Source organism: Methylobacterium persicinum, assembly GCF_022179525.1.
Taxonomy (GTDB): Bacteria; Pseudomonadota; Alphaproteobacteria; order Rhizobiales; family Beijerinckiaceae; genus Methylobacterium; species Methylobacterium persicinum.
Map to the genome: position 1 here is coordinate 49,854 of NZ_BPQX01000059.1, position 9,824 is coordinate 59,677.

Below are 9,824 nucleotides of genomic sequence, written 5' to 3' on the forward strand. Positions count from 1 at the left end.
CTTGGAACCGTGAGGTCATCAAGCGTCTCGGTCATTGCGAGCGCAGCGAAGCAATCCAGGGCAGCGGGACGTCTCCGAGTGTGGCGGATCCCTGGGTCGCTTCGCTTCGCTCGCAATGACGGAGGAGAGGAAGCGATCCGACCATTCGCGACGGCCGCTATTCGCTATTCGCTACTCCCTATTCGCCTCAATATTCACCCAGCGAGCGGCAGCGGAGCAATCCGCGCGGGAGCCGCCACCGTCTTCCGCTCCAGCAGTCCCGGCGGAGGAATGGGTGCTTCGATGATGCAGACCACACCCGTCGGCTCGTAATTGAGGTTCACTTCGCCGGCGAGCTCCCGGGCGAGGCTGCGCTCGATGAGCCGGGAGCCGAAGCCGGTGCGGGTGGGCTTCGTGACGGGCGGGCCGCCGCTCTCGCGCCAGCGCATCAGCAGCATGGTCTGCTCACCGCGCCGCACGGTCCAGTCGATGGAGATCGTACCCGCCTCGTTGGAGAGGGCGCCGTACTTCACGGCGTTGGTCCCGAGTTCGTGCAACGCCATCGCGATCGACAGGGCGAGCCGCGGCGGCAGCCGCAGGGGCGGACCGCTGACGCGGAAGCGAGAGACTGTGCCCCCGCCGCCATCGAGGGGCCGGATCGCATCCGCCACCACGGCCGACAGCTCCGCCCCCTCCCAGCTTTCCTTGGTGAGCACGTCGTGGACCCGGGCCAGGGCAAGGAGGCGGGCCTCGAAGGCCGCCCGCGCGGTCTCGGCCTCGGGACCGTCGAGGCCGCGCAGGGATTGCGCCGCGATGGACTGCACCGTGGCGAGGGTGTTCTTCACCCGATGGTTCAGTTCGTGGATCAGCAGGAGGAGATGCTCCTCCGCCAGCTTGGCGTCGGTGATGTCCACGTTGCAGCCGGTATAGCCGAGGAACCGTTGGCCATCGTCGAGCCGGGGGACGCCCTCACAGCGCAGCCAGCGCACGGCCCCGGTCCGGTCGATGATGCGGGTCTCCAGGCGGAAGGGGCCGCGGGCGGCGAACGCCTCCTCGAAGGTGCCTCGGAAGGTCTCGAGGTCGTCGGGGTGGATGATCCGCTCCCAGCCGGCGCCGGCGAGGGCGGCGGCCGGCATCCCGAACATGTGGTCGAAATGCAGGTTGGCGAAGCTCACCTCGCCGGTCTCGTCGGTCATCCAGATGAGCGCGGGAGCCGAGTCCGCCATGTGACGGAACCGGGCCTCACTTTCCCTCAGGGCCGACAGGCCGAGCTTCGTCTCGGCGAGGGCGCGGTCGCGCTCCTCCTCACGGGTGCGGATCCGCAACGACGCGTCCGACAGGACCGTGCCAAGGCGCTGAATCTCGTGGACAGGCGATTCCACCCGCGGGATCGCCTCGCCCCGGGCCAGCGCCGGCCCGGACGCCGCGAGCTGCCGGAGGGGGCGCGTGACCCGCGACCACAGGCTCACCGCGAGCACCGAGGAGGTCGCGAGGACGAGCAGGCCGAATCCGGCAAAAGCCCAGACCCAACGCCGGACGCGGGCGTCGACGATGGTCTGCGGGATACTGGTGGCGACCGTCCAGCCGGTGAGGCGCGAACGCGCCTCGATGACGACCACCGGCCGGCGCTGCCGGTCCTGCCCCTCCCAGACGCCCGCGGTCCCGGTCTGGCTCTGCCGGAGGGTGGCGAGGCGGGGGTGACCGACCACGGAACCGGGATCCGGCAGCCGGGCCAGGACGATACCGTTCCGGTCCGAGATACCCGTTGTCCAACCCTGCACCACCTCCCGGGCCAGGATGCCCTGAAGGCGGGACAGGGGCACGGTGAAGCTCAGGATGTAGGCGACTTCGCCGTCCACCATCACCGGGACGCCTACGGCGTAGCTCGCATCGTCCGAGTTCATCGCCGCGACGTATCCGCTGACCAGTGCGCGAACCTGACCCTTTCCGATTTCCCCATCGATCGGCAGCGGCGCCACGGGCAAGGGCGCACCCCGGGGCACGCCGGTGTTCACCACCTCCTGCCCGTTCGGCCGGCGCAGGAGCACGTCGAGGTCGATCGAGCCGCGCACGAGCCGCGCCTGGGAGTCGAAAGCCGCGAAGTCACCGTCTCGCAGCCGGGGGGACGTCGCCAGGGTCTGCAGGACCGAGACCAGCCCGGCCACGTCCCTGTCGAGGGAAAGGCTGATGCCCCGCACGTTCTCCCGGGCATCCTGTTCGAACCGCGCCCGCTCGGCGGAGGCGTAGCGCATCAGCAGGATGGCGGTGAACAGCAGGCTGGGGCCGATCAGCGCCACCACCAGCGCGACCAGATAGACCTGCGTCGAAAACCCGTTCCGGCCGAACCAATGGAGGCGGCGCGCGAGTTTGGACCGGCGCGCTGGCGGCAGGGCGGCGGCATTCTCGGGGTCGTGCCGCGGGCTCACCGCCTGCACGCTCCGGGACTTCGGCTGACGCTGCGTCCTGGCGCGAAGGATACCATCATCACCTGTCGATATGGCCGAGATCGCGGGCCGGGTCGAGCCGGTCGCGGACCCGTTGCTTGAGGGCTTTCACGTCCGGAAAGCCGCCGTCCCGAACCCGCTCCCACAGGAGCGTGCCTCCGGCCTCGATGCGAAACGCTCCGCCCGTCGCCGGGACGAGCGACACCTCCGCAAGGTCGTCCTTGAAGGTGGAAAGGAGTTCCTGGGCCATCCAGGCGGCCCGCAAAAGCCAGTTGCACTGGACGCAATAGGTGATGGCCACGCGAAGCCGCGGCGTCGCAGCCCCCACGGTGGCCTCCCCCGAAACCGGACCCGTTTCGACCTCACCCATGGCCGCACAGCGCACCCGCAAGCGAGGAAAGTCAACCGCGGCCTGCAATCCTCGCCTGCCCGGCTTGACGGGGTGGGGGAGACCGCCCTAGAAGCCCGCTATCCGATCGCGGGGCGGCCTCGGCCGGCCTTCGCGGAGCGCTCCGTGCACGGCAAGCATGCCGCCATCGGGCTGCGGAACGGACGGTTAGCACAGCGGTAGTGCGTTCCCTTCACACGGGAAAGGTCGCAGGTTCGATCCCTGCACCGTCCACCATCACCTCCCCCCCGCACAGTGAGCGTTCGCATCGGTTTGCCGGGCCGAATGCCCGTGCTAAGGCCGCTTCGACAGCAAACGCTCAAGATCGATCCGGGTCTACCGGGCGGCTGGGCAGGCCAGGGGCGGACGACGACCATGAAAGACATCCTCGACAAGCTTGCCGAGCGTCGCGACCAAGCGCGGCTCGGCGGGGGCGAGAAGCGCGTCGAGGCCCAGCACAAGCGCGGCAAGCTCACGGCGCGGGAGCGCATCGAACTCCTCCTCGACCACGGGTCGTTCGAGGAATTCGACATGTTCGTGCAGCACCGCTCCACCGATTTCGGCATGGAGAACCAGAAGATCCCCGGCGACGGCGTCGTGACGGGCTGGGGCACCATCAACGGCCGCACAGTCTTCCTCTTCTCCAAGGACTTCACGGTGTTCGGCGGCTCCCTTTCGGAGACGCATGCCGCCAAGATCGTGAAGGTGCAGGACATGGCGCTGAAGATGCGCGCGCCGATCATCGGCATCTTCGACGCCGGCGGCGCACGCATTCAGGAGGGCGTGGCGGCGCTGGGTGGTTACGGTGAAGTGTTCCGCCGCAACGTCATGGCCTCGGGCGTGATCCCGCAGATCTCGGTGATCATGGGCCCTTGCGCTGGCGGCGACGTCTACTCACCGGCCATGACCGACTTCATCTTCATGGTCCGCGACACGAGCTACATGTTCGTCACCGGGCCGGACGTGGTGAAGACCGTCACCAACGAGGTCGTCACGGCGGAGGAACTCGGCGGCGCCAAGGTCCACACGTCCAAGTCCTCCATCGCGGACGGCGCGTTCGAGAACGACGTGGAGGCGATCCTGCAGATCCGCCGCCTCCTCGACTTCCTCCCCGCCAACAACATCGACGGCGTGCCGGAGATCGAGTCCTTCGACGACGTGAACCGTCTCGACATGTCGCTCGACACCCTGATCCCCGACAATCCCAACAAGCCCTACGACATGGGCGAACTGATCCGCCGGGTGGTGGACGAGGGCGACTTCTTCGAGATCCAGGGGGCCTACGCCCGCAACATCATCACCGGGTTCGGCCGGATCGAGGGCCGCACGGTCGGCTTCGTGGCGAACCAGCCCCTGGTTCTCGCGGGCGTGCTCGACTCCGACGCGTCCCGGAAGGCGGCGCGATTCGTTCGGTATTGCAACGCCTTCTCGATCCCGATCGTGACCTTCGTGGACGTGCCGGGCTTCCTGCCGGGCACGGCGCAGGAATACGGCGGCCTGATCAAGCACGGCGCCAAGCTGCTCTTCGCCTATAGCCAGGCCTCGGTGCCGCTGGTGACGATCATCACCCGCAAGGCGTTCGGCGGAGCCTACGACGTCATGGCGTCAAAGCATGTCGGCGCCGACGTGAACTATGCGTGGCCGACCGCGCAGATCGCGGTGATGGGCGCCAAGGGCGCGGTGGAGATCATCTTCCGCAACGAGCTCGGCGACCCGGACAAGATTGCCGCCCGCACCGCCGAGTACGAAGGCCGCTTCCTCTCGCCGTTCGTGGCGGCCGAGCGGGGCTACATCGACGAGGTGATCATGCCCCACTCGACCCGGCGCCGTATCGCCCGGGCGCTGGGCATGCTGCGCACCAAGAAGATGGAACAGCCCTGGAAGAAGCACGACAACATCCCGCTCTGAGCGGGATAGTCAGCTCCTGTCGCTGTGTTCGATCACCGCGCACAGCGTCAGGGGCCCTTTGTCGGGGGAGACCATCGCCGAGCAGGTCACCCGGGCACCGCCGAGGTCGACGTTGCTGTGGCGCATGCGGCTGGCGGTCTCCTTCGCCTTGTGGGCCGCTTCGGTGATCGTCGTGGCGTCGATGCCGGTCACGGCATGGCCGGCCTTGCCGAAGGTCGCGTAGTAATCCTCAGGCGGGTTGGCCCCGCGATACTGCGCTCCGACGGATGACAGGTCGGGCGTGCCGCAGGCCAGGGTCAGCGTCATGTCGGGGCCGGCGGTGAAGCTGGCATAGTCCGGCCGCTGCTGGTCGACCTTGGCCCCGGTCTCGGTCACGATCTTGGAGACCAAGGTCTCGCATTCGTCCGCCCGGGCGGCACCAGCCGCGAGGCAGAGCATCGGAAGGAGAAGAAGTGCGCGCATGCCATCAATCTAGCGCGCGTTGCGGGAAATGGGATGGACGCGACGGCGCAGTCGCCCCTTCCCTCACCGCCCAACATCACTGCGCTCGCATTGACGGCTTTGATGTGAAGGGCCTCGCCTCCCACGGACAACACGCCGTGACGGTGCCTCAGGCCGCGGCCGGGCCTGGAGTGGATCGTCCCAGTTCCACCATCACGATTTCCGGAGGGACGCCGAAGCGGACGGGCAGCCGGCTGACGCCGAAGCCGCCGGACACGATGAGGTGCCGACCCCCGATGGTACAGTGGCCGTAGGAGAGGTCGTGCCCGGCGATCCGCCGGATGGCCGGCGAGCGGCCGAAGAGGCGCACCTGGCCGCCATGGGTGTGGCCGGACAGGGTGAGCGCCACCCGGTCAGGTACCTGCGGAAAGATATGCGGCTCGTGGGCCATCAGGATCGTCGGCGCTTCGTCGGTCAGCTTGGCAAGGGTACCGGGCAAGTCGTCCATCCCCTCCATTCGGCCCTTGAACGGCTCCTGATCGCCGAGGCCGGCGATCCAGAACGGCTTGCCGTCCTTGGTGAGGCGTAGGGCATCGTTCTGGAGGACGGGGATCCCCCGGGCTTCCAGCAGCCGGCGGACCTGCGGCGTCCCGCCCAGGGAGACCTGGGTGTGCTCGTCGTCCCACCAATCGTGATTGCCGAGGATCGAGTAGGTTCCCAGCGGCGCGCGCAGGGTGTCGGCGAGCTTTGCGAACTCCGCCAGGGGAAGCTTGCGCCACGCCACCTCCCCGGCCGGGTAGTCGCCCAGCATCAGGATGAGGTCGGGTTTGAGGGCGTTGGTCGTCTCGACGATCTCCGCCACCCGGTCGAAGGGCATGAACGGTTCGCAGACGTGGAAGTCGGCCAGCACCGCGATGCGCAGGGCGGGCCCGTCCTTCCAGCCGGGCAGATCCGGTGCGTAGCGGGTGACGATCAGGCGGTGCAGGGGCTCGATGTCGAAGGCATAGACCCCGGTGGCTCCCACGACACCCACCGCTGCGCCGAGCCCGGTCAGAACCTGGCGACGGCTCGGCAGGATCAGCATGGCTGGGTTCCGTCCTGTGTCATGGGCTTCGCGGATCCCATCGGGGCGTCACACCGCAGAGGCGTGCGGTCGGATAGTCGCATCCGCCGGTTGACGACGGCTGAACCGGATTGCTCAAGGTCATGGATGCCGGCCGAGGCCTTCTATAAGGTCCGGCGAGCCCCTTGTCCGTGAAAGCGACGCACCCGAGACATGCTGAACCGCCCCTTGCGCATCGGCACCCGCGGCAGCCCGATGGCCCTGGCCCAGACGGGCATGGTCCGGGACAAGATCGTGGCCGCCAATCCCGGCCTCGAGACCGAACTGGTCGTCGTCACGACCGTCGCGGACAAGATCCTCGACCGGCCCCTTTCGGAGATCGGCGGGAAAGGCCTGTTCACCAAGGAACTGGAGCAGGCCCTCTTCGACCATACGGTCGATGTCGCGGTGCATTCGATGAAGGATGTCGAGACATGGCTGCCCGAAGGGCTCGCCATCGCCTGCATCCTCGAGCGGGACGATCCACGCGACGCGTTCCTCTCCCCCCATGCCGAGACCCTCCTCGCCCTGCCCGAGGGCGCACGGGTCGGCACCTCGTCCCTGCGGCGGGCGGCCCAGGTGTTGATGCACCGGCCGGACCTGCGGGTCGTCCCCCTGCGCGGCAATGCCAACACCCGGATGCGGAAGCTGGAATCCGGTGAGTGCGACGCCACGCTTCTGGCCCTTGCGGGGCTCCAGAGGCTGAGCCTTCAGGACATGGCCCGCAGCATTCTGCCGGTGGAGACCATGCTGCCGGCCGTTGCCCAGGGCGCCCTGGGGATCGAATGCCGGGCGGACGATTCCGAGATCCGGGCGCTGCTCGCCCCCATCGCCTGCGAGACGACGACCACCGCCATCGCCGCGGAACGCGCCCTCCTGGCGGAACTCGACGGCTCCTGCCGGACGCCCATCGCCGCCCTGGCGCGGATCGCGGACGGGATGCTCCGGCTCGACGGCCTGCTCTTCCTCCCCGACGGCAGCCGCCACTGGGCCGCCTCGGGCGAAGGTCCGATCGCCGACGCGGAGCGCATTGGCCGGGAGGCCGGCGCGGCCCTCAAGGCCCAGGCCGGCGACACCTATGCGCGGCACCTCCAATAGGGGGTGCCCCGTCGACCTATCGCGCGATCTCTGATTGAGCGGTCTGCGCGAAGGCCTCGCGCTCGCGGAGGCGCTCGATCAGATCGAGGACGTGAAGCACCCGTCCCCGCAGGTCCCACCACGACGGCAGACCGGCCGAAGGCCGGGGCGCCGGATGGGCCACGACCGCCGCCACGAGGAACGCCGTCTGCACAAGAGGCGGGTCAGCCAGCCGACCGGCGGTCGGGCGGGGCACCGCGGCGCCGAGGGCATGGCCGAGCTTCGCGAGGCCGCCGACCCTCGCCCGGCAGGTCACGCTGTCATAGCCGTTCCGCGCGACCTCACGGCCGATCCGGGCATAGATGCGGGAGGCGGCGCGGATCGCCGGGCGGCAGCGCGGCGGCAGCGCCGCGATGCCCGGTTCCGCGCAGGCATAGAGCCGGTCGGCCTCGGCGAGCACGCGGGCGACGACCTCGGCCAGGGCAGAGGACGGGCGCGGATCGGCCAGGAACGCCTCCGCATCGATGCCGGCTGCGTCCAGCCAGTCACGGGGCAGGTAGAGGCGGCCCATCCGGGCATCCTCCCCGACGTCGCGGGCGATGTTGGTGAGCTGCATCGCCGCGCCGAGGTCGCAGGCGCGGGCTAAGGCCTCCGCCTCGCGCACGCCCATGATGAGGGCCATCATCGCCCCGACCGAACCTGCCACCCTGCCCGCATAGGCGTGTAACTCGCCGATATCCCGGTAGCTGCGGCCCAGGGCATCCCATTCCAGGCCCTCGACCAGCGCCAGGGGAAGCGCCTCGGGGATCGCGTGCGCCGCCACTGTCGCGGCAAAGGCGCGGTCGGCTGGGTCGTCGACGGGATGGCCGTCGTAGGCCCGGCGGATGCGCTCGCGCAGCCACGCCACCGCCGCGAGCCGCCCGCCCGCCGCATCGGTGTTGTCCACGAGGTCGTCGGCCAGCCGGCAGAAGGCATAGAGGGCGTGGGCGGGCTCGCGCACCGATGGCGGGAGCAGAAGACCCGCCGCGTGAAAGCTCTTCGATCCGGCGCGGATCGCCGTCTGACAGGCCGCGCTGTCGGCGGCGCGGATCGGTTCAGGCCGTAACACGGGCATCCGGCACCACGCGGTCGAGAATTCGGGCGGAGGACAACACGCCGGGCAATCCGGCGCCCGGATGGGTGCCGGCGCCGACGAGGTAGAGGTTCGGCACCGATGACCGGTTATGCGGCCGGAACCACGCCGATTGGGTCAGCACGGGTTCCAGGCCGAAGCCGGAGCCGCGATAGCTGAGGAAGTCGTCCTGGAATTCCTGGGGCGTGGTGACGAAGCTCGTCACGAGTTCGCCTTCGAGGCCCGGCAGCACGCTCTCGTCCAGCATCGCCGAGATCCGGCGGCGGTACGGCTCGGCCAGGGCGGCCCAGTCCTGTCCCCCCGCGAGATTGGGCACGGGGGCCAGCACATAGAAGCAATCCTGCCCCGGCGGGGCGAGACCGTCGTCCGTGGCGGTGGGGCGGTGAAGGTAGAGACTGGCATCCTCGGCCAGCACCTTCCGGTCGAAGATGTCGGCGAGCAACTCCCGGTACCGGGGGCCGAGGCAGATCGTGTGATGGGCCACGTTCGGGTAGCGGCGGCGGGTGCCGAAGTACCAGACGAACAGGCCCATCGACGACCGGGCCCGGCGCATCCGCCGGGGGCTCCAGCGCAGGGCCGGCGGCAGGAGCCGACCCTGTGTCATCGCCGAGTCGGCGTTCGAGACCACGATGTCGGCGGCAATCGTCTCTCCGCCGGCGAGCCTCACGCCCGCCGCCGCGCCACCCTCGACGCAGATTTCCGCGACCTCGGCCCCGAGCCTGAGGCGCCCCCCCTGCCCGCGGATCAGCCGCACGAGCCCGTCCACAAGGCGGCCCGTGCCCCCCATGACGAAATGCACGCCCCAGCGCCGTTCGAGATCGGCGATTAGGCAATAGACGCCGCTCGCCCGGAACGGATTGCCGCCGATGAGTAGGGGATGGAAGCTGAAGACCGTGCGCAGGCGCTCGTCCCGGATGAAGCGGGCGACGACCGAATGCACGCTTCGGTGCCCTGACAGGCGCAGGAGATCGGGGGCGATCTTCAGCATCGATGCGATCGAGCCGAAGGGCACGTCACCCAACTGCTCGAAGCCCAGGGCGCAGACTGCCCGGGCATGGGCCATGAACCGCTCGTAGCCCTCGACATCCCCGGGGGAAAAGCGCGCAACCTCGGCGCGCATCTTCTCCGGGTCGCCGCTGTAATTGAAGGACGAACCGTCGCTGAAACGGATCCGGTAGAACGGATCCATCGGCACCATGGTGACGTCGTCGGACAGCTTCTTCCCGGCCAGCTCCCACAGTTCCTCGAACAGGAACGGCGCGGTGACAATGGTCGGCCCGGCATCGAAGGTGAAACCGTCCCGGCGGTGGACGCGGGCGCGTCCGCCCGGCTGCTCAAGGCGCTCCAGCACCG

8 protein-coding genes and 1 tRNA gene are annotated in these 9,824 nt (G+C 69.2%); 3 read left to right on the plus strand and 6 right to left on the minus strand.

Annotated features, from left to right (window positions below; genetic code table 11):
* Positions 1-194: 194 nt before the first annotated feature.
* Positions 195-2,405: a sensor histidine kinase gene (locus tag MFF22_RS21965; protein ID WP_370877531.1), complete on the minus strand. Its 2,211-nt coding sequence runs from the start codon at positions 2,403-2,405 to the stop codon at positions 195-197.
* Positions 2,406-2,463: 58 nt separating this feature from the next.
* Positions 2,464-2,793 (minus strand): Rdx family protein, encoded by a 330-nt coding sequence (locus MFF22_RS21970; protein ID WP_238252732.1) that lies wholly within the window; start codon positions 2,791-2,793, stop codon positions 2,464-2,466.
* Positions 2,794-2,973: 180 nt separating this feature from the next.
* Between MFF22_RS21970 and MFF22_RS21975 the strand changes: the two genes are divergently transcribed.
* A tRNA-Val gene (locus MFF22_RS21975) sits at positions 2,974-3,048 on the plus strand.
* 138 nt (positions 3,049-3,186) lie between these two features.
* Positions 3,187-4,719, plus strand: coding sequence for an acyl-CoA carboxylase subunit beta (locus MFF22_RS21980; protein ID WP_238252733.1), 1,533 nt, complete (start codon positions 3,187-3,189; stop codon positions 4,717-4,719).
* 9 nt (positions 4,720-4,728) lie between these two features.
* Here the strand turns inward: MFF22_RS21980 and MFF22_RS21985 are convergent, their stop codons facing one another.
* Together MFF22_RS21985 and MFF22_RS21990 are read right to left on the minus strand one after the other, a co-directional pair.
* A complete protein-coding gene (locus MFF22_RS21985; protein ID WP_238252734.1) occupies positions 4,729-5,181 on the minus strand; it encodes an ABC transporter ATPase in 453 nt (150 codons plus the stop codon).
* Positions 5,182-5,329: 148 nt separating this feature from the next.
* Positions 5,330-6,244: a metallophosphoesterase gene (locus MFF22_RS21990; RefSeq protein WP_238252735.1), complete on the minus strand. Its 915-nt coding sequence runs from the start codon at positions 6,242-6,244 to the stop codon at positions 5,330-5,332.
* Between the two features lie 192 nt (positions 6,245-6,436).
* On the opposite strand from MFF22_RS21990, the gene hemC reads away from it, so the two are divergent.
* Positions 6,437-7,360 (plus strand): hydroxymethylbilane synthase, encoded by a 924-nt coding sequence (gene hemC / locus MFF22_RS21995; RefSeq protein ID WP_238252736.1) that lies wholly within the window; start codon positions 6,437-6,439, stop codon positions 7,358-7,360.
* A gap of 16 nt (positions 7,361-7,376) precedes the next feature.
* On the opposite strand, the gene MFF22_RS22000 is transcribed toward hemC, so the two are convergent.
* Positions 7,377-8,453, minus strand: coding sequence for a phytoene/squalene synthase family protein (locus MFF22_RS22000; RefSeq protein ID WP_238252737.1), 1,077 nt, complete (start codon positions 8,451-8,453; stop codon positions 7,377-7,379).
* The coding region (gene crtI / locus MFF22_RS22005) for a phytoene desaturase family protein (RefSeq protein WP_238252738.1) at positions 8,434-9,824 on the minus strand (1,391 nt) is incomplete at its 5' end. The genes crtI and MFF22_RS22000, both read right to left, overlap by 20 nt.